18 protein-coding genes and 3 pseudogenes are annotated in these 18,414 nt (G+C 69.8%); 12 read left to right on the forward strand and 9 right to left on the reverse strand.

Features of this window, described 5'->3' with window-relative positions:
- Position 1: 1 nt before the first annotated feature.
- Genes QQK48_RS22140 through QQK48_RS22155 form a run of 4 tightly spaced genes read right to left on the reverse strand, consistent with a single transcriptional unit; the run spans position 2 to position 2,092 of the window.
- Positions 2-340, reverse strand: a complete 339-nt coding sequence (locus tag QQK48_RS22140; RefSeq protein ID WP_431308361.1) for a hypothetical protein — start codon at positions 338-340, stop codon at positions 2-4.
- A 47-nt stretch (positions 341-387) separates the two neighbouring features.
- On the reverse strand, positions 388-843 hold the full coding sequence (locus QQK48_RS22145) for a hypothetical protein (RefSeq protein WP_431308362.1): 456 nt from the start codon (positions 841-843) through the stop codon (positions 388-390).
- Positions 844-866: 23 nt separating this feature from the next.
- Positions 867-1,124, reverse strand: a complete 258-nt coding sequence (locus QQK48_RS22150; protein WP_431308363.1) for a hypothetical protein — start codon at positions 1,122-1,124, stop codon at positions 867-869.
- Positions 1,121-2,092, reverse strand: a complete 972-nt coding sequence (locus tag QQK48_RS22155) for a HelD family protein (RefSeq protein WP_431308364.1) — start codon at positions 2,090-2,092, stop codon at positions 1,121-1,123. Before QQK48_RS22155 ends, QQK48_RS22150 begins: the two co-directional genes overlap by 4 nt.
- 290 nt (positions 2,093-2,382) lie before the next feature.
- On the opposite strand from QQK48_RS22155, the gene QQK48_RS14865 reads away from it, so the two are divergent.
- The 3 genes from QQK48_RS14865 (at position 2,383) to QQK48_RS14875 (ending at position 3,654) form a co-directional block, all read left to right on the forward strand.
- A complete protein-coding gene (locus tag QQK48_RS14865) occupies positions 2,383-3,090 on the forward strand; it encodes a PAC2 family protein (protein WP_284328967.1) in 708 nt (235 codons plus the stop codon).
- On the forward strand, positions 3,062-3,307 hold the full coding sequence (locus QQK48_RS14870) for a hypothetical protein (protein WP_284328968.1): 246 nt from the start codon (positions 3,062-3,064) through the stop codon (positions 3,305-3,307). The genes QQK48_RS14865 and QQK48_RS14870 overlap by 29 nt, the downstream gene beginning before the upstream one ends.
- 143 nt (positions 3,308-3,450) lie before the next feature.
- Positions 3,451-3,654, forward strand: a complete 204-nt coding sequence (locus QQK48_RS14875; RefSeq protein WP_084076749.1) for a cold-shock protein — start codon at positions 3,451-3,453, stop codon at positions 3,652-3,654.
- Between the two features lie 93 nt (positions 3,655-3,747).
- Here the strand turns inward: QQK48_RS14875 and QQK48_RS14880 are convergent, their stop codons facing one another.
- Positions 3,748-4,464 (reverse strand): spermidine synthase, encoded by a 717-nt coding sequence (locus QQK48_RS14880; protein ID WP_284328969.1) that lies wholly within the window; start codon positions 4,462-4,464, stop codon positions 3,748-3,750.
- Positions 4,465-4,662: 198 nt separating this feature from the next.
- On the opposite strand from QQK48_RS14880, the pseudogene QQK48_RS14885 reads away from it, so the two are divergent.
- Positions 4,663-4,989, forward strand: a pseudogene (locus tag QQK48_RS14885) (DUF3040 domain-containing protein); the annotation flags it as partial.
- Positions 4,990-4,992: 3 nt separating this feature from the next.
- Here QQK48_RS14885 and QQK48_RS14890 read toward each other — a convergent pair.
- From QQK48_RS14890 to QQK48_RS14905, 4 genes are all read right to left on the reverse strand, one after another.
- Entirely contained in the window at positions 4,993-5,955 is a 963-nt protein-coding gene (locus QQK48_RS14890) for a transglutaminase-like domain-containing protein (protein ID WP_284328970.1), read from the reverse strand.
- A gap of 76 nt (positions 5,956-6,031) precedes the next feature.
- The gene (locus tag QQK48_RS14895; RefSeq protein WP_284328971.1) at positions 6,032-7,150 is read right to left on the reverse strand and encodes a transglutaminaseTgpA domain-containing protein; all 1,119 of its coding nucleotides are present in this window, start codon (positions 7,148-7,150) and stop codon (positions 6,032-6,034) included.
- Positions 7,147-8,418, reverse strand: a complete 1,272-nt coding sequence (locus tag QQK48_RS14900) for a DUF58 domain-containing protein (protein WP_284328972.1) — start codon at positions 8,416-8,418, stop codon at positions 7,147-7,149. Before QQK48_RS14900 ends, QQK48_RS14895 begins: the two co-directional genes overlap by 4 nt.
- A gap of 3 nt (positions 8,419-8,421) precedes the next feature.
- Positions 8,422-9,444, reverse strand: coding sequence for an AAA family ATPase (locus tag QQK48_RS14905; protein WP_284328973.1), 1,023 nt, complete (start codon positions 9,442-9,444; stop codon positions 8,422-8,424).
- Between the two features lie 234 nt (positions 9,445-9,678).
- Here QQK48_RS14905 and mraZ point away from each other — a divergent pair, with 234 nt between their 5' ends.
- The 8 genes and pseudogenes from mraZ to QQK48_RS14945 all read left to right on the forward strand — a co-directional run bounded on the left by mraZ (position 9,679) and on the right by QQK48_RS14945 (position 18,410).
- Positions 9,679-10,146 (forward strand): division/cell wall cluster transcriptional repressor MraZ, encoded by a 468-nt coding sequence (gene mraZ / locus QQK48_RS14910; RefSeq protein WP_284328974.1) that lies wholly within the window; start codon positions 9,679-9,681, stop codon positions 10,144-10,146.
- A 120-nt stretch (positions 10,147-10,266) separates the two neighbouring features.
- Positions 10,267-11,252 (forward strand): annotated as a pseudogene (gene rsmH / locus QQK48_RS14915) (16S rRNA (cytosine(1402)-N(4))-methyltransferase RsmH).
- Positions 11,249-11,665 (forward strand): cell division protein FtsL, encoded by a 417-nt coding sequence (gene ftsL / locus QQK48_RS14920; RefSeq protein ID WP_284328975.1) that lies wholly within the window; start codon positions 11,249-11,251, stop codon positions 11,663-11,665. The pseudogene rsmH and the gene ftsL overlap by 4 nt, the downstream one beginning before the upstream one ends.
- On the forward strand, positions 11,662-13,653 hold the full coding sequence (locus QQK48_RS14925) for a peptidoglycan D,D-transpeptidase FtsI family protein (protein WP_284328976.1): 1,992 nt from the start codon (positions 11,662-11,664) through the stop codon (positions 13,651-13,653). The genes ftsL and QQK48_RS14925 overlap by 4 nt, the downstream gene beginning before the upstream one ends.
- A complete protein-coding gene (locus QQK48_RS14930; protein WP_284329421.1) occupies positions 13,571-15,127 on the forward strand; it encodes a UDP-N-acetylmuramoyl-L-alanyl-D-glutamate--2,6-diaminopimelate ligase in 1,557 nt (518 codons plus the stop codon). Before QQK48_RS14925 ends, QQK48_RS14930 begins: the two co-directional genes overlap by 83 nt.
- A complete protein-coding gene (locus QQK48_RS14935; protein WP_284328977.1) occupies positions 15,124-16,521 on the forward strand; it encodes a UDP-N-acetylmuramoyl-tripeptide--D-alanyl-D-alanine ligase in 1,398 nt (465 codons plus the stop codon). Before QQK48_RS14930 ends, QQK48_RS14935 begins: the two co-directional genes overlap by 4 nt.
- Positions 16,518-17,616: pseudogene (mraY, locus tag QQK48_RS14940) on the forward strand (phospho-N-acetylmuramoyl-pentapeptide-transferase). Before QQK48_RS14935 ends, mraY begins: the two are co-directional and overlap by 4 nt.
- On the forward strand, positions 17,613-18,410 hold the full coding sequence (locus QQK48_RS14945; RefSeq protein ID WP_284328978.1) for a Mur ligase family protein: 798 nt from the start codon (positions 17,613-17,615) through the stop codon (positions 18,408-18,410). Before mraY ends, QQK48_RS14945 begins: the two are co-directional and overlap by 4 nt.
- The last annotated feature ends 4 nt before the right edge of the window (positions 18,411-18,414 follow it).

The raw sequence follows: 18,414 nt of genomic DNA on the forward strand, positions 1-18,414 counted from the left end.
CTCAGACCGAACGCAGGTGCTCGAGTCCTGCAGGCAACGGCCCCGCGTGCACGATGTCGAGGCGCCGGGTGGGTCGGGTGAGGGCCACGTACAGGTCGCCAGGGCGCTCGCCGATGGCGGCAGGGTCCACGACGATCGCCACGTCGAATTCCAGGCCCTTCGACTGACGCGCGGTCATCACGCTCAGCCCTTCGACGCCAGACCCGACCTCGCGCGCGATGTCTCTGGCAAGTGCCGGGGGAGCGATCACGGCGACGAGCCCGCCGTCGGCATCGGCCATGCGGTGCGCGTGGTCGAGCGCCAGCCTCGCCGCAGCGGCCACGAGGTCGTGCCCGGCCACGGCCGTCGCATCGACCGCATCGTCGAGCCTCGCGCGCCGCCGAGAGGTCACTGACGGGCGCCTGCACCGCCTTCGCATAGGACTGGGCCGCGTGCGCCACGGCCGAGGGGATGCGGTACGACACGGTGAGCCTCGCGCAGCCAGGAGGATCCAAAGATCGGGTCCATCGCCTCCGGCCACCAGCGGGTCCCTGCGGCCGAGGCGACCTGCGCCACGTCACCCACGATCGTGAACGAGCGGGTGGGGCACCGTCGCAACAGCATCCGCCAGGCCATCGGCGACAACTCCTGTGCCTCGTCGACCACCACGTGACCGTAGGTCCAGCGCCGGTCCGCGGCCGCCCGTTCGGCGACGGACATGCGAGACGTGCCTCCCCGCATGCGGGCGGCGAGGTCCTCGGCGGACACCATGCCGTCTCCGCCAAACGTCTCGAGCACCTCGCGGGCGTAGTCGAGTTCTTCCTCGGTGGCCTCCTGGGCTGCACGCGGTGCGCCGCCTGGCATGTCTCCCAGGAGCCTCCGCGGCCTCATCGAGCAGTGGAACGTCCGCCTCCGTGAAGGGCGCGGTGGTGGGGCGCAACAGCAGGTCCCTGTCGGCGCGGGAGAATCCGCGCGCCGCGTGATCGAGCAGGTGCGCCTTGGAGAAAAGGTCCCTCAGCAGCCTGCACGGGCGTGACCGGGAGCCAACAGAGGTTGAGCGCAATGCGGATGGTCTTCGAGTCGCGCACGTCGCGCTCGAGCTCGACCCTGTCGTCCGCATCGAGGTGCGTCTCGAGCCTGCTCAAGGAGCCTGCGTCGTGAGGCGACTGATCATGTCCTTGGCGAAGCCTGCCCGCGCCTCATTGTGGGGCCGTCCGTCGCGCCGCGCGCGCGCCTGAGCGTCCCGGATATCGGCACGCCGAATCACGACCGTGCGGCCGTCGATGCGCACCTCCTGGTCGCGCCGGGGAAGGCGCTGGCGCTCGCGGACCGCTGACGCGATCACGTCGGCCATCTCGGTGCGTCCCTTGATGGCGGCGACCGCATCGGCCTCGACCGTGGACGTGTCGACGCCGCGCACCAGGCCACCCAGCGTCGTGGAGACGGCGCCCGTCTCACCCAGCGACGGGAGCACATGGTCGATGTAGCGCAGGAACTGGCCCGAGGGGCCGATGAGCAGGACACCGCGTCGCTCGAGTCGCTCGCGGTGGTGGTACAGCAGGAAGGCGGCGCGGTGTAGCGCGACGGCGGTCTTGCCGGTGCCGGGGCCGCCCTGAACCACCAGCGCGCCGTCGAGTTCCGCGCGGATCACCGCATCCTGCTCGGCCTGAATGGTGGCGACGATGTCGCCCATGCGCCCCGTGCGGCGCGCGTCGAGCGCGGCGAGCAGGGCGCCTTCGCCGGCGAGCGAGCCGTCGAGGCCCGCCTCGCGGAGCGCCTCCACGTCGAGGACGTCGTCCTCGATCGCCGCGACGGTGCGTCCGCGCGTGGTGAGGTGACGACGGCTCATGACGCCGCCGGGATCGGCGGCGGTCGCGGAGTAGAAGGCGCGAGCCGCGGGGGCGCGCCAGTCGGTCAGCAGGGGAGCGTGCTCGGCATCGGACAAGCCGATGCGTCCCACGTACAGGCGGTCGCCGTCGCGCATGTCGAGGCGGCCGAAACACAGCCGGTCCTCGACGGCGTCGAGTTGCGCGATGCGGTCCTCGTACAGCGTGGCAAACGCGTCGCGCTCCGAGCGGTTCTGTGGCGACCCGGAGGGGCCATCACGGCGCACGTGAGCGAGCCTCTGCTCGGTTTCCCCCGCAGTTCGTCGAGACGTGCGTACAGCCCGTCCACGACCTTCTGCTCGGCATCCAGGCCCTCCTTGAGAGCGGTCCGGGTGCTGTCGTCCTGCATGCGCCTGCCCTTCATCGCCTCGCGCCGGGTATGCCGAGGCAGTCGTCCATTATCCCCATAGCGCGACCGTTGCGCTACTGCCTGAGCCGAGGGAATACGGCGGGCTCTGCGCCCGTTGACGCCCGGAGCGCATCGGCCGATGCGTGGTAGTGGGACAATGACAGGACTATGACTTCTCCTCTGATCGCCTGGGACGCCGAGGGCGTTCAGGCGTGGGCCGCAGTCGCGCCGCAGGAAGGCGCCGTCCTGGTGCACTCCCTGCGCGGTTTTATCGACGCGGGCAAGGCCGGCGCGCTTGTGGCGCAGCAGATTCTGGACGCCGGCGACGCGCAGCGTGTCGCCACCTTCGACATCGACCAACTTCTTGACTACCGCTCGCGGCGCCCGGAGATGACGTTCTCCGTCAACGAGTGGACCGACTACGACGAGCCTCACCTGCACCTTGACCTGGTGCACGACAAGGAATCGACGCCCTTCCTGCTCCTCCACGGTTTCGAACCAGACATCCGCTGGGAGCAGTACATTCGTACCGTCAAGGAGATCGTCACGCGCACCGGCGTGGGTCTCACCCTCGGCGCGTACGGCATCCCGATGGCGGCGCCACACACTCGGCCCCTGACGGCGACGGTCCATGGCACCCCGCAGGACCTGCTGCCCGACGCGCAGGCGTTCTTTGGCACCGTAACGGTGCCCGCCAGTGCGCAAAACCTCATGGAGTACCGCTTTAGTCAGTGGGACCTGCCTGCGATCAACATCGCCGTGCACGTGCCTCACTACCTTGCGCAGAGCCTCCTACCCGCAGGCCGCCGAGCGCGCGATCCAGAGCATCGAGGACATCTCGGGACTGTTGATCGACACGTCGGGGCTCGACGCTGAGGCGGAGCGCGCGAGCGAGGAGATCGCTCGTCAGGCGGCCGAGTCGGAAGAGGTGCAGGCACTCGTGACGGGCCTGGAACGCCAATACGACGCCTACATGGAGTCCCGTGAGGAGGGCCTGGATCTGCAGGGCCCGCTGCCCTCGGCCGACGAACTTGGTGCCGAATTCGAGCGTTTCCTGCAGCAACAGCGAGGAGACACTCCCCCTCACGGGTAATTCATGGCATGCTGGTAGTGGTTGCAAGAACGTAGTGCGCAAGAACCGGCCTTTCCTAGTCCGGAGCAAGCCATTGCGGCGACAGCCGGGGGCAGGTCGTCCTCGGCTCCCGTCTGCGGGCAGTGATAGACAAGGAAAGATGCATGGCACAGGGTTCTGTGAAGTGGTTCAACGCTGAGAAGGGCTACGGCTTCATCGCTCAGGACGGCGGCGGCGCCGACGTCTTCGTGCACTACTCGGCAATCGAGTCGGACGGCTACAAGTCGCTCGAAGAGGCGCAGCGCGTCGAGTTCGAGGTGACCGATGGCCCCAAGGGTCCGCAGGCCGCTCAGGTCCGCCCCCTCTAAGGCTTCTCCGATCGCATGATCGGATCGGGCCGTCGTCCTCCTTCTGGGGGACGGCGGCCCTTCTTTGCCCCGGTGGCCGATGTGGCGGCCGGGTCACGCTCCCCAGTGCGGGTCGACCCCGGTGGGCAAGGGCGCCGACGCGGCGTAGCGGCGGAGGGCGTCCACGTCGACGGCGCCCGCGACCAACACCACATTCCCGCGCCGCCGACCCTTCATGACGGCGTGCTCGCCCACCGCGACCACGGAGTCAAACGCGCCACGTGCGGCCGCCGCGTCGGCGAGATGGGTCGTGGTGCCAGGGACGGTTCCCACATTGGCCACGACCAGTCCGCCGCCGCGCGTCACTCGCCGGGCATGACTCCACCACGTCGCATCTGCGAGCGAGGAGGGAGTGAGAGCCTCGGAGAATGCGTCCCTGAGCACCAGGTCGAGGCTGTCGTCGTGGCGCTGCGCGACAGCATCGAGTCCGTCCTGGGCGCGAATGCGCAACTGTGGAGCGCGGGGGAGATCCCACCACTGGCGCGCGAGCTCGGGCAGGGTGGCGTCGATGTCGACGGCGATGTGACGCGAGGAGGGGTAGCGGTGCACCAGATGGCGAGCCATGGTGCACACCCCCGCTCCGACGTGCAGTGCGAGCATGCGCTCGGGTGGGTTCCACGCGTCGACGGCCGCCGAGAAGTGGCGCATGTACTCGAAGTCAAGGACCGCTGGGTCGACTCTCATCGAGGAACTGGGAACACCACGCACCCACACAGTCGTTGAACCATCAGGCTCGTCCGTGAGCCGCACAGCACCGGTAGCGATAGGCATATCGACGCCGCGAGGTACTCCCGCCGCGATCCCGTCAGGGGAGTGGATCGGCGTGCCACAGGCGTCCTCGTTTCGTGTAGTGGTGCAAGCGGGCGGTGCTGACTAGACTAGGTGTCTACTGCGCACCCGCACGTAAGGAGGGCATGATGCCGCTGTCGGAGTACGAGCAGCGCGTGCTGGACCAGGCTCGAGCACGATCTCGGGCAGGACGCCTCCCTGCACCGCGCCATGAATCGGGGCCCCAAGACCCCCGCACGGATCGTTGCCGGCGCCGCCGGCGTGGTCATCGGTCTCGGTGTGGTCGTGCTGGGCGTGGCCACTCAACTCCCGGTTCTTGGTGTCTTCGGCTTCCTCATCATGGCCGGAGTGGCCATGTGGGCCCTGCTGACCCCGAAGCAGGACAAGAAGGGCGCCTCCCCGGCTGCCAAGCCCGCGTCGGGCCCGCAGGCCCCGAAGCAGCGCAAGGACTTCATGCAGACCTTCGAAGAGCGCTTCGACCGTCGTCGCGAGAGCGGCGACCTGTAACTCTCAGCGTCGCTCGCTGACTCGGCTGGCCGCCTCGGCCACCGATCGCGACCAGGCGTCGAGCGTCGTCGGCGCTGTGGTGCACCCTTGAGGCGCATACCGGTGATCGGCGACCGCGTCGCCTAGCGCCCTCAGGTCTGTCGTCCCGTCGCGTCCCAGCGGCGTCCCGAGTTCCGTGAGCGCTCGCTCCACGGACGAGGTTGCCTCGTGCGGGGTGAGCGAGTCGGGCCAGCGCGCCTCGAGGGGCAGCGCCTCACGCAGCCCGAGCCACGCCGCCTCTGCAGGGGCGAGCGTGGCAGTGTCGGAGCTCCGGCGCTTGCGCCACACCGCGAGGATCACCGCGGCGATCACGACCAAGGCGACGCCGACCGCGACCCACCACCACCAGGCGCTGCCGCCCGCGACGTCTCCCGCACCTGCAGTTTCGGGAGCGTCGCCCGTGTCGGGGCGCTCCGGTTGCTGCGGTGCGGCGGTGGGGAACTGGGCCTGGCTTTCTGGGATCGCGGGAGTCACATTGGTGCCGTTTCCCGCGTAGCGAGGGGCGGATCCCGTCTGGACCGACGGCGTCGGCTCGAACCGCACCCAGCCCACCTCGGGGAACCACAACTCCGGCCAGGCGTGCGCGTCGCCGCCTTGCACGATGTAGGTGTCGCCGTCTCCCGCATTTCCGGGCAGGAAGCCCACAGCGAGGCGAGCCGGAATGCCGAGGGTGCGCGACATCATGACCATCGTGGTCGCGAACTGCACGCAGTACCCCGCGCGCGAGTCGAGGAACGCACTGACCGCATCTCCGCTGGTGGGGCTGACGGAGGTGTCGTAGTCAAACTCTGACGGATCGCGCAGGTAGTCCTGGATCAGGACCGCCTGACCGAACCGGGTGGTCGCCTCCGTGGTCAGGCTCGTCGCGAGATCGGCAACGCGAGCCGCGTCCATCGCAGGCGGAATCTCCAGGTACTGGGCGCCCACGGCGGCATCGGCCTCGCTGCCGGCCTCCGCGGGGAGGCGGCGAGCCGTTCCGCCGTCAGGTACCCGGTGTCAGCCGTCACGGTGTAGGTGAGTCCGAGGGTCGATTCGTCGTCGCCGACCACCTCATCGACGGAGGGGTCGTAGGACCACGCGCCCTCGGCCTCCACCGTGCGCGGTGCGGCGGGCACCGGGAGATTCGTCTCCGCCAGGCCGACGGTCTCGATGGTGTACGTCGCCGAGGTGCTTGACGGCTCGCCCGAATCCACGGGCCAGAGCACCCCGTCGGTCGGCTCGAGCGCATCCACGTCGGTCTCGGCACGCGCCCAGGCTCACACCGTCGAACTCGCCGAGCGCATAGAGGCGGAACACCTCGGGCCGCGCGCCGTCGGCCGAGTAGACGATGGCCGGCGCCGTCGAGTTTGTCGTCAGCGAGGTGCGCAGGTCGAGGTCGAGGTTCAGCCTGGTGGTCGAGTCGAGGGAGGACGGCGCGTTGAACCGGGGAATCATTCCCCAGCCATTGCCGCCGAGGGCGCTGGGGACCACGAGGAGGGCAAGGCCGAGAGTTGCGGTGGTCGCCGCCACCGCACCCATCGTGGAGCCTCGGCGGAGCAGAAGGCTCGCCGCGGCGGCTCACCGCGAGGGACAGGAGCCATGCGCCGAGCGCGACGAAGAGCCAAACGATGGGCACGCGCTGCTGGAAGATCGCGGCGGGTAGCCAAGGCAGCATCAGCACCAGTCCGGCGCTCGCGGCGGCACGCCACGAGGCGGCGATGTGTTCGGTGACCAGGAACATCAGCAGCAGGCACGCGCAGATGATGCTCAGCAGCGCCTCAGTCACCTCCGCGGGCGCCACGGTGGTGGCCGCGTAGTCGACACCCGCGCGCAGGGTGGAGCCGAGGTCCGCAAGCGCTCGCGGCGTCGGCAGCAGGTGGCGCGCGCCCGACGCGTCGCGAGAGAACAGCGCGACCATGCCCAGGAGCGCGGCGACGAGACCCACGACGGTGGGCAGAAAACGTGAACGGCTGAGCAGCCGCGCCGCGACGACGACGGCGCACACGCCTGCGAGCACGGCGGCGAGCGTCCACAGCCACGATCCGGTGACCACCATCGGCTCGAGCGCAAAGACGCCGGCATAGGTGGCGACGGCGACGATGGGCGTCACCGCCCACGGCGTGGGCCCAGCCTGGCGGCTCACGCGACGTCCTGCATGGCGAGAAGGGTGTCCCACACGGCGGGGATGTCGTCCCCGGCGCGGACCACCGTGGCGCGCCAACCCGCGCGGCTGAGCCGTGCCGCGGTGGCGGCTGCCTCGTCGGCCGTGCGGTCGTCGGCGCGGACGATCGCCCACGCGCGGCCCGTGGCGCCGATGGGCGCGAGCGCCTCGAGCACGTCGTCGGTGGCGGGATCGATGATGGCCACGGTGACCTCACCCTCGAGCGCGCCCTCGGCGGCGGCCGCGGCGCTGCGGCGCAGGTGGGCATCGCCCGCGGCGCGCGTGACGGGCGAGGCGAGGTCCACGGTCAGGTCCAGCAGTTCGGCGCGCGCGATGTCTCCGCCGCGCTGGCCGAGGTGTGAGGCGACCGCAGGGTCGGCGCCGTCGAGCAGACGCACCGGGTGGCCCGTGTCGAGCACGGAGACCGCGATCGATGCGGCGGCGGAGATCGACCACTCGAGCGCCTGGCGCCCGAGCGGGAGGTCGAGGATCACGGTCGCGGGCCGCCGCCCCGCGTGCTCGTCCGAACGCACCAGCATGGTCCCGCGGCGTGCGGAACTCGCCCAGTGCACCCGCCGCAGGTCGTCGCCCTCGCGGTACTCGCGCAGGGCGGCATCGTCCGCGGAGGGCGTCCTGGCGCCCAGCACCACCCGATCCGCCTGGCCCATCATGGCGCCCGCGGTGCCCGTGAGGTCGTGCACGCGTGGCCACACGGAGACCTTCTCGGCGGAGCCAAACGACGTGTCGGAAAGCAGCATGCCGAAGGGGTCCGAGGTGTGGAGCAGGGCAGGGCCCACGTCCCAGCGACCGCGTTGCACGGGCGTCAGCGCGTATTCCAGGCTCAACTCGTCGGCGGTGCGGGTGACGGCGGCGCGGGTGGTCGCCCCGCCCGTGAGTTCGTTGGCGGCCTGCTCACGCACCTGAAGGCGGGCGAGGAGTCCGCGGGCGTGCCCGTGGCGGCTATGCCTGGCGCGGATGGACACGCGCACGGTGCCGGGAGCGCCCACCGTGAGCGGACGCGGCTGGATGGTGCGTTCCGCGTACGGGAATCGTCGCAGAAAGTTGCCCAGTGCGAGGGTCATCCAGACCCAGGCCAGCACCACGGCGCAAGTCATCGCGACGCCCACGTAGACCATGACCGGTGCGGACAGGCCGACGCCTAAGGCGCCGATGACGATTCCGCACGCCAGTACTCCCACGCCACGAGCCGTCAGGCTCATGCGCGCCGTGGCGCCCCCGCTCGCCTCCATGCGTTAGGCGCCGGCGGCCGATGCCCCCGCGGTCGCCATCCGCGGTGCGGCGTCGCGCGCCTCGGTGGGGACCGCGGTGCGCTCGACGATGGTACGGACGACGTCCTGGGTGGAGCGACCGGCGAGGCGCGCCTCGGTGGAGGGCACCAGCCGATGCGACAAGACGGCGCCTGCCAGCGCCTTGACGTCGTCGGGAAGCACGTGGTTCCTGCCCGCCATGGCGGCACGAGCCTTCGCCGCGGCGAGCAGGCGCAGGGAGGCGCGGGGCGAGGCGCCCAGGCGCAGCGACGAGTCGGAGCGCGTCTGGGTGACGAGGTCGACGATGTGCTGCTTCACCGCGGGAGCCGCGTAGATCCGCCGGGCTGTGTCGATGAGTCTGGCAAGCGTCGCGGTGTCCGTGACGGCGCGGACGGCCTCGAGAGGATCGACGCCGTCGTGGCTGTCGAGCATCGCCATCTCGTCGCGCGGCTGCGGGTATCCCACGGAGACCTGCGCCATGAAGCGGTCGCGCTGGGCCTCGGGCAGGGGATAGGTGCCCTCCATGTCGATGGGGTTCTGGGTGGCAACAACAAGGAACGGCTCGGGCAGCGGTCGCGTCACGCCGTCCACGGTGACGGCGCGCTCCTGCATCGCCTCCAGCAACGCGGACTGGGTCTTGGGGGAGGCGCGGTTGATCTCGTCGGCGATGACGACCTGAGCGAAGATCGGCCCCGGCCGGAACTCGAACCGGTGATCGTCCGAGCGGAAGATGCTGACGCCGGTGACGTCGGCGGGCATGAGGTCGGGCGTGAACTGGATGCGGCCAACGGAGCAGTCCACGGACGCCGCGAACGCCCGCGCCAGCGTGGTCTTGCCGACGCCGGGGACGTCCTCCATGAGCAGGTGCCCGCCGGCGAGCACCGTCGCCAGCGTTGCCGTGATGGCCGAGTCGAGACCGGACAGGACCGAGCCGATCGACTCGCGGATGGCGGCGGTGACCTCCGCCACCTCGGCCAGGTCATCGGGAGACGGCAGGGAATGCGTCATGGGTGCTCCTTCGCGCTTAGGAGCCGAGCCTAGGCGATCGGCGTCCGACGGAACAGGCCTCAGTGGGCCGATGCGGTCACGGTACCGTGAAATCCCTCCACTTGAATGAACGGCAAGTTACCTGGAACTTTAGGGATCAACTTGGCAGAAACTCGCTCGAAAGCCTCGCTTGGTGGTGGGAAGTGGAGTAAAGTGGGGGCATCGGGCGGGTCGTGGCGCACGGGAGGTGATCGAGTGTCGGATGTACTGACGCACGGTCTTGGCCCCACAGGGGTCTTCCTGGGTACGTTCACGCCCCGACTCGACGACAAGGGCCGGCTGATCCTTCCCGCGAAGTTCCGCGGCAGGTTGGCATCGGGCCTTGTGGCCACGCGCGGGCTGGACCGCTGCGTGTTCCTGTTCCCCCTGGACGAGTTCGCGGTCATCCACGACCGACTGCGCCGCGCGCCCCTGGAGAACAAGAACGCCCGCGACTACCTGCGCAACTTCCTCGGCCATGCCTCGGACGACATCCCGGACAAGCAGGGGCGCATCCTCATCAGCGCGCCGCTGCGCAAGTACGCGGGGCTCGAACGGGATGTGGCCGTGGTCGGTATGGGCTCCCGGGTGGAGATCTGGGACGCCCAGGCGTGGGAGGACTACCTCGAACGCGGCGAGGACGACTACGCGGCCACGGCCGCGGAGGTCTTCGACGCCATGTGATGTGCCCCTGCCTCGCGGCCTCCTCCCGTGCGGCTCTGACGGACTTCCCCCGCCAGAGAGCCGGAGGGAGACCGGGACGCAGGGGCAAAGCGAACGCAGGACAGCAGAAGGGAGCAGGACATGACGGATGCGGCCTCGCGTCACCAGCCGGTGATGCTCGACCGTTGCGTCGACCTGCTTGCTCCCGCGCTCAACCACGAGGGCGCCCTGGTGGTGGACGGCACCCTCGGCATGGGCGGTCACACGGAGGCGATCCTCGAGCGGTGCCAGCTCGCCACCGTGGTGGGGATCGACCGCGACCCCCAGGCCATCGCCTTGGCCTCCGCTCGCCTCGCCCGCTTCGGCGACCGGTTCATCGCTCACCACGCCGAGTACGACGACATCGCCGGCGCCGTGGCGGCGGCTGGCGCCGACCTGGCCGACGGAGTGCTGCTCGATCTCGGCGTGAGCTCGCTGCAGATCGACGAGGCCGACCGCGGCTTCTCCTATGCGCAGGACGCGCCGCTGGACATGCGGATGAACCCCGAGGACCCGGTCACCGCCGCCGACTTGTTGCGCGATGCCGACCAGCGCGAACTGGCGCGGATCCTCAGGGTGTACGGCGAGGAGAGGTTCGCCTCGCGGATCGCGGAGTCGATCGTGAAGAGGCGAGAGACCGCGCCGTTGACACGCTCGGCAGAGCCTCGTCGACCTGGTGCGCGCGTGTATCCCCGCCGCCAGCAGGACGCCCGGCTCGAACCCCGCCAAGCGGACCTTCCAGGCTCTGCGCATCGCGGTGAACCGCGAGGCTCGAGGTCCTCGAGGACGCCCTGCCTGCCGCGATCGAGGGCGTACGGGTCGGCGGACGCGTGGTCGTGGAGTCGTATCACTCGCTCGAGGACAAGCTCGTCAAGGCAGCCTTCGCCGCGGGCACCACGTCGTCGGCGCCTCCTGGACTGCCCGTAGTTCCCGAGGAGCACCAGCCGTATCTGCGCGCGCTCACTCGCGGCGCAGAGAAGGCCTCGGCCGAAGAGGCCGAGGTCAACCCCCGTTCCAAGCCGGTCCGCTTGCGGGCCGTGGAACGGATCCGCGTCACCCCGCCGTCGCGCCTGAGGAGGCCCGCATGAGCGCCGCTCCCGTCCGCCAGCACCGTCCCGTCGCTGTGGGAGCGACCGCCCGTCGCGCAAACGCCTCGAGCCCGGCCCCGGAGCCGCGGCGCCACCTGCACGCCGTTGCGGCGCCCGAGCAGGCGCGCTCGATTGCTCCGTTCGCGTGGACGTGTATCGCGATCGTGCTCACCTCGCTGCTCGCCGTCCTTCTGATCAACACCCAGATGACGAAGGGTGCGTACGAGCGGCGCGACCTCAAGATCGAGATCGCGTCGCTGCACCAGCAGTCGGCGACCCTGACGGACCAGTTGGAGCGCAACGACTCGCCCACTTATCTCGCGCAGCGCGCCTCCGACCTCGGGATGGAGCCCGCGTCTACCCTCGGCTCAGTGTCCATCGCCGACGGGGCGGTGCTGGAGCAGGGGGAATGATGGACGAGCGTCGCAACGCCCGGCCCACCTCGCCGCGCAGCGCGCCTCAGGGCGCACGCCGGGTTCCTGGCGCGGCTGGTGGCCCGCGACCCGGCAAGGGCCGCGCGGCACGGGCGCGGGGTATGCGCATCGGCCGCCCGCAGATGCGTCAGCAGGTCATCACGCTCGGCGCCCTGGGCATCCTGACCCTGTTCGCCGGCCGGCTGGTGATGATCCAGGTGGTCGACCCCGACGACCTGGCCACGCAGGCGCTCCAAAGCAGGCTCGCGACCACCACGGTGACCACCGAGCGCGCCGACATCGTCGATCGCAACGGTGAGGTGCTTGCCACGTCGGTGAGCCGGTATCACGTGTTCGTGAACCAGACCAAGATCGCAGACTTCAAGCGCGTCGAGAACGGCGAGACGGTCGCCGAGGGGCGCTCGACGCCGCCGAGATCCTCGCGCCCATCCTGGACATGGACGAGGACGAGCCTCGCGGCCAGCCTAGTGGGAGACGACACCTTCGTCTACCTTGCGAAGTACGTCACGCCCGAGACGTGGGACCTCATCAACGACGAGAAGATCACGGGTATCGAGGCCGAGGCCGTCTCCGAGCGGGTCTATCCCAACGGAGACCTCGCCGGCAACATCGTGGGCTTCGTGGGCGGTGTCGACGACAAGCAGGGCGTCAACTGGGGCCTCGCGGGCATCGAGAAGTCCCAGGAAGAGACCCTGCTGGGCACCGATGGCTCGTACACCTATGAGCGTGGCGGCAACGGCACGGCGATCCCCACCGGCGAGTTCGATGAGACGCCGGCGGAGCCCGGCCAGGACGTGGTCCTCACCATCGATCGCGACATCCAGTACTACGCACAGAACCGCCTCGAGGAGGCCCTCGACGAGACCGGTGCCACGCACGGCTTCATCACCGTCCAGGACCCCACCACGGGCGAGATTCTGGCGATGGCGGACTCCGGCACCGTCGACCCCAACGACCCCGGGGCGACGGACGGCTCGAGCCGAACGTCGCGCGCCATCGAGGACGTCTTCGAGCCCGGCTCGACGGCGAAGGCCATCACCATGGCCGCCGCGATCGAGGAGGGTGTGATCACGCCCACCAGCCGGTTCGAGGTGCCGTACAAGTACACGACCTCCAATGGCCAGGAGTTCAAGGACTCCCACGAACACGGCCTGGAGAAGTTCACCGCGGCAGGCATCCTGACGGAGTCCTCCAACACGGGCACCGTGATGATCGGTGAAAAGCTCACCGAGGAACAGCGCTACGAGTACCTCACGAAGTTTGGCTTCGGCACGGCCACCGGCGTCGGGATGCCCGTCGAGTCGGCGGGTCTGCTGGCGAACTGGGACGACTGGGACGGCCGCACCAAGTACGCGGTCCTCTACGGCCAGGGCGTCGCCGTGACGGCGCTGCAGACGACGCAGGTGTACCAGACTCTCGCCAACGGTGGCGAGCGGCTGTCGCCCACGCTCATCAAGGGCTATCGCAACGAGGACGGCACTATCACCGACGCGGAGGCCTCCGAGCCCGTCCGCGTGGTCTCGGAGGACACCGCCGACCAGGTCATGCTGATGCTGGAGGACGTCACCGAGGGTGGCACGGGAACCCTGGCACAGGTGGACGGGTATCGTGTAGCGGGTAAGACGGGCACAGCGCAGGCCGTCGGCTCGGACGGCAAGCTCGGCTCGATCGTCGCGTCCTTCGTGGGCGTCGCCCCGGCCGATGACCCGGCCGTCGTGGTGTCCGTCAGCCTCTTCGACCCGCAGACGAGCATCTATGGCGGTGTGGTGGCGGCGCCCGTGTTCTCGGACGTCACCGCGTTCGCACTGCAGACGCTCCGCGTCGCGCCGTCGGGAGAGGCCGAGGAGCCTGTACCCGACCACCTGGGAGTGACCCGTGACCCATATGGAACTTCGGCCCGACCACGCTCGGACCGCCACGCTGGCGGCCGTCGCGGCACGCATCGGCGCTCCGACCCCCGACGTTGACCTCACCCTGACGGGTGCGACGGTCGACTCGCGCGACGTGCGCGCAGGCGACCTGTTCGGCGCCTTCGCGGGCTTCACGGTCCACGGCGCCCGGTTCGCGGCCGATGCCGTGGCAGCCGGGGCATCGGCCCTCCTCACCGATGGCGAGGGTGAGGCCATGGCCCGCGAGGCTGGCCTGACGGTGCCGATCCTCGTCGTCGAGGAGCCGCGCGCCGCCATGGGTGAGGCGGCCGCGGAGATCTACGGTGACCCCAGCCGCGACCTGGTGTTTGTCGGCGTGACCGGCACCAACGGCAAGACCACCACGAGTTACTTCATCGAGAACGCGCTGGCCAGCGTGCACGCCCACACGGGCATCATGGGCACCGTCGAACTGCGCCTTGGCGCCGACACCATCGAGTCGCCGCGCACCACCGTCGAGTCGCCCGTGCTGCACGGGTTGCTCGCCCGCATGCTCGAACAGCGCGTGACGGCAGCCGTGACCGAGGTCGCCTCCCACGCCGCATCGCTGGACCGGATCTCGGGTGTCGACTTCGCCGTCGCCGTCTTCACCAACCTGCAGTGGGACCACCTCGACTTCCACGGCACCATGGAGGCCTACCTCGACGCGAAGGCACGGCTGTTCGAGCCCGGCCGGGCCCGGTTCGGCGTCATCAACGTCGACGACCAGTGGGGCCGCCTGCTCGCCTCGCGCGTCGAGATCCCCGCCTGGACCGTGTCCACGCACGCAGACGACCCCCACGAGGCCGACTGGACCGTGACGGAGGCCGAGATCGGCCTCGACGGCGTGGGCTCCACCTTTACCTTTGCGGGCCCCGACGGTGCCGCGCACCGCGCCACGTCGCCGCTTCCTGGGCTCGTCAACGTCTCCAACGCCGTAGTAGCGATCGTCACGGCGCACGCCGCTGGCCTCACGCTTAAGCAGGCCATCGAGGGAGTCGCCACGGCGCACGGCGTGCCCGGCCGCATGGAGCGCGTCATCGAACGCTCCGAGGCGGACCCGCTGGCGATCGTGGATTACGCCCACACCCCCGATGCGCTCACGCTCGCGCTCGAGGGCGTGCGGCCCATCACTCCCGGTCGCCTCATCTTGATCTTCGGCTCGGACGGTGACCGCGATCAGGGCAAGCGCCCCGTGATGGGGGAGATCGCCGCGAACCTCGCCGACGTCATCGTCCTCACCGACGAGAACCCGCGCTCGGAGGAGCCTGCGGCGGTGCGCGCCATGATCCGCGAGGGCATCCAGAAGGTGCGACCGGATCTGGCAGACGTCCACGAGGTGGAGCCCCGCGTGTTTGCGGTCGAGACTGCGCTGCGTCTGGCGCGCCCGGACGACACCGTGATCGTCACCGGCAAGGGCCACGAGCCCACGCAGGAGATCGCGGGCGTGTTCCACCGGTACAACGACCGTGACGCGTATCTGCAGGCGCACGCGCGCATCGTCGCCGAGCGCGCCGCGGGGGAGAACGCATGAGAACTCTGACCGCCCAATGGATCGCCAACGCCGTCGGCGGCGACCTCGCCGCCGACGTGCACGCGCAGGTCACGTCCGTCGAGAAGGACTCGCGCGCCGTCCAGCCGGGAGCGCTCTACCTGGCCTTCATCGGGGAGCACGTCGACGGCCACGACTACGTCCCGCAAGCCTTCGAGGCCGGTGCCGCGCTGGCGCTCGTGAGCCAGCCGGTCGCCGGTCCCCACGTGCTCGTGGACGATGTGGTGGCCGCGCTGGGGCGGCTCGCTCGCGCGTACCTGGCATTGCTGCGCACCGAGGGTGAGCTCACCGTCATCGGCATCACTGGCTCGAACGGCAAGACCACCACGAAGGATCTGCTGGCGCAGGTCCTGCCGGACGTGGTGGCTCCCGTGGGCGCCTTCAACAACGAGATCGGCCTACCGTTGACGGTGCTGAGGGCCGATGCGTCGACGCGTCACCTGGTGCTTGAGATGGGTGCGTCCGCGCCCGGCGACCTTGCGTACCTCACCGGGATCGCACCGCTCGACGTGGCGGTGGTCCTGACCGTCGGGTCGGCTCACCTGGGCGGCTACGGCTCCTCGGATGCTCTCGCCGAGGAAAAGGCGTCCCTCATCGATGGCCTCGTGCCCGGCGGTGTGGCGGTGCTCAACACCGACGACCCGCGCGTCGCCGCCATGGCCCGCCGCGCCATCCTCGCCGAGGACGGAAGGCGCCTGAGCCTGTTCGGCGTGGGGGATAGGCACGACGTCGACGTCGCGGCCAGCGCCGTCGCCAACGATCGCGGCCGCGCGTCCTTCGTCCCCGTCACCGACGGCGAGGCGGGCGAACGCGTCACGCTCACGCTGGTGGGTGAACACCACGTCACCAACGCGCTCGCCGCGATCGCGACGGCGCTCGAGTGCGGCATCGGCCCGTCGCAGGCCGCGGCCGCCGTGGCCGCCGCAGGGCCCGTGAGCGCGCACCGCATGGCGCTGACAGAGCGAGCCGACGGCGTGTGGATCCTCGATGACTCGTACAACGCGTCGCCCGAATCGATGCGCGCCGCGCTGCGCGCTCTCAAGGACGTGGCGGTCGAGGGCCGCTCGTTCGCCGTGATCGGCGAGATGCTGGAGATGGGCGAGGCCGCGCTCGCCGCCCACGAGGAGGTGGGGCTTGACGCCGTGCGTCTTAGGATCGACCACCTGCTGGTGGTCGGCGCCGGGGCGCGAGCCGCGTACGTCTCCGCCGTCCGCGAGGGCTCGTGGGGCGACGAGGCCGCCTTCGTCGCTACCATTGACGAGGCCCGCGCGTTCCTTGACGGGCGCCTCACGCGCGGCGACACCGTGCTCATCAAGGCGTCCCACGGCTCCGGGCTGTGGAAGCTTGCCGACGACCTGCTGGGAGAGACTGCATGAAGGCCGTGGTGTTCGCGGGAGGTATTTCCCTAGTCATCGCGCTGCTGGGCACACCGCTGTTCATCCGCTACCTCACCCGCCACCAGTACGGTCAGTTCATCCGTCAGGATGGCCCGGCTTCGCACCTCGTCAAGCGTGGCACCCCCACGATGGGTGGCGTCGTCATCATCCTCGCGTTGGTGCTGGGCTGGCTGGGCGGCAACCTGCTCACGGGCCGCACGCCGTACGCCTCGTCGATGCTGGTGGTCTTCCTCATCGTGGGCCTTGGCTTCGTCGGCTTCCTCGATGACTACATCAAGATCCGCCAGGAGAGATCGCTCGGCCTGAGGGCCAGGTACAAGATTCTCGGCCAGGCGGTCGTGGGCATCGCGTTCGCGGTGCTGGTGCTGCAGTTCCCGAATGCGCACGGCGAGACGCCCGCCTCGACGTCTATCTCGTTCCTGCGCGACACGGTGCTCGACCTCGCTTACTGGGGCCCCGCCGTGGGCCTGATCCTGTTCATCATCTGGTCGAACTTCCTCATCACCGCGTGGTCCAACGCGGTGAACCTCACGGACGGCCTCGATGGTCTCGCCACGGGTGCCTCGCTGGTCTTCTTCGGCGCGTACACGCTGATCTGCATCTGGCAGTACAACCAGTGGTGCGGCTTCACGTCGGGTGCCTCGCAGTGCTACGAGGTGCGCGATCCGCGCGACCTCGCGATCCTCGCCGCGGCGATCGCGGGCGCATGCTTCGGGTTCCTGTGGTGGAACGCGTCGCCCGCGAAGATCTTCATGGGCGACACGGGCTCGCTCGCGCTCGGCGGCGCGATCGCGGGCATCACGATCATGTCGCGCACGGAGCCTGCTGGGCGTGATCATCGGCGGCCTGTTCGTCGTGATCGTCGCCTCGTCCGTCATCCAGATCGGTTGGTTCAAGATCTCGGGGGTAAACGCGTCTTCAAGATGGCGCCCCTGCATCATCACTTCGAGCCTCATGGGCTGGGGTGAGGTCACCATCGTGATCCGTTTCTGGATCATCGCCGGCCTGTGTGCCGCGGTCGGTGGCGGCGTGTTCTATACGGAGTGGGTCGCCTCGCTCCCGTCCGGCGCATGAGTGGTCGGCTCGAGGGCTTAGCGGTCCTGATCCTCGGCCTCGGCGTCGCGGGCAGGTCGGCACGCGAGGCCGCGGTGGCCGAAGGCGCGACGGCGACCGTCGTGGACCCCCAGGCTGCCGATGCGGACGCCTCCTCGCTCGACGGCCTCTCGCTCGCGGGCTTCGACCTTTGTATGTCCTCGCCGGGGTTTGCCCCGCACCACCCGTGGCTCGCCGCGGTGGCCGAGGCGGGTGTGGAGATCGTCTCCGAGATGGAGTTCGCGTGGCGCGTGCGGCGAGAGGGCATCCCGTGGGTGCTCATCACGGGCACCAACGGTAAGACCACCACCACGCAGATGGTGGGGGCCATCGCCGAGGCAGGCGGACTCGACGTCGCGGTGTGCGGCAACATGGGCATCCCCGTGATCGGCGCCGCGCGTGAGCAGCACGATCTGGTTGCGGTCGAGATCGCGTCTCTCCAACTGCATTTCACCACCACGGTGTCGCCGCACGCCGCGGTCTGCCTCAATGCCGACGAGGATCACCTCGATTGGCACGGCTCCGTGGAGGCCTACCGCGCGGACAAGGCACGGGTCTACCGGCACGTTCAGGTCGCCGCGGTGTACGGTGCCCACGACTCTCTGGTGGAGTCGATGGTGGCCGACGCCGATGTGGTCGACGGCGCGCGTGCGGTGGGCATCACTCTGGGAAGCCCCGCGGTGAGCCGCCTGGGCATCGTCGAGGGTGTGCTGGTGGACAGGGCGTTCCATGACGCCCGCCGGCGCGAGGCACTCGAGCCTGGGCCACGTCGATGACCTC

The sequence above is a fragment of the Demequina litorisediminis genome, assembly GCF_030161615.1.
Lineage (GTDB): Bacteria > Actinomycetota > Actinomycetes > Actinomycetales > Demequinaceae > Demequina > Demequina litorisediminis.